Genomic DNA, 1093 nt, shown 5'->3' on the forward strand with positions numbered 1-1093 from the left:
GTGCTCGGCGGGCACGGCATCACCGCGTGGGGCGCCACCTCGTCCGAGGCCGAAGCGCGGTCGCTCGAGATCATCCGGTCTGCGGAGGCGTTCATCGCTGAGCGCGCCACCACTCGTTCCGAGCACCCCTTCGGCCCGACGCGGCCCGGCTACACGGCTTTGCCCGAGTCGGAGCGCCGCGATCGCGCGGCGGCTCTCGCGCCCGTGATCCGTGGGCTGGCCTCAACCGACCGGCCGCAGGTCGGCCACTTCAACGACTCGCCCGTCGTCCTCGCATTCACCGCTCGCGAGCAGCTCGCGCGACTCGCCGACCTCGGGACCTCCTGTCCGGACCATTTCCTGCGGACCAAGGTCAAGCCGCTGGTCGTCGATCTGCCTGCGTCTGCCCCGCTGGAGGACGTCGTCGCGCGTCTCGAAGAGCTGCACAAGGAGTACCGCGCCGAGTACCAGGCGTACTACGACCGGCACGCCACCCCCGACAGCCCCGCGATCCGCGGCGCCGATCCCGCGATCGTGCTGGTGCCCGGCGTCGGCATGTTCTCGTTCGGCAAGGACAAGCAGACCGCCCGCGTCGCCGGCGAGTTCTACGTCAACGCCATCAACGTCATGCGCGGCGCCGAGACCATCTCCACCTACGCGCCCATCGACGAGGCCGAGAAGTTCCGCATCGAGTACTGGGCGCTCGAAGAGGCCAAGCTCGCCCGGATGCCCGCGCCCAAGCCCCTCGCCACCCGCGTCGCCGTCGTCACGGGAGCGGGTTCTGGGATCGGCAAGGCGATCGCCGAGCGTCTCGCCGCCGAGGGCGCCTGCGTGGTGATCGCCGACCTCAACCTCGAAGCGGCACAGACCGTCGCCGACGAGCTGGGCGGCGCGGATGTCGCGCTCGCCGTCCAAGCGGACGTCACCTCGGAGGATGCCGTCGCGGGCCTGATCAAGGCCGCGTCGCTCGCGTTCGGCGGCGTCGACCTCGTCGTCAACAACGCCGGGCTGTCGATCTCCAAGCCGCTACTCGATACCACTGCCAAGGACTGGGACCTGCAGCACGACGTCATGGCCCGCGGGTCGTTCCTCGTCGCGCGCGAGGCGGCCCGCG

Annotated in this window: 1 protein-coding gene; it reads left to right on the top strand. The window is 70.8% G+C overall.

What is annotated here, in order from left to right:
• A partial coding sequence (locus tag Cch01nite_RS22580) for an SDR family NAD(P)-dependent oxidoreductase (protein WP_203758769.1) occupies window positions 1-1093 on the top strand: 1093 nt, incomplete at both ends.

The sequence above is a fragment of the Cellulomonas chitinilytica genome, from assembly GCF_016862675.1.
Lineage (GTDB): Bacteria > Actinomycetota > Actinomycetes > Actinomycetales > Cellulomonadaceae > Cellulomonas > Cellulomonas chitinilytica.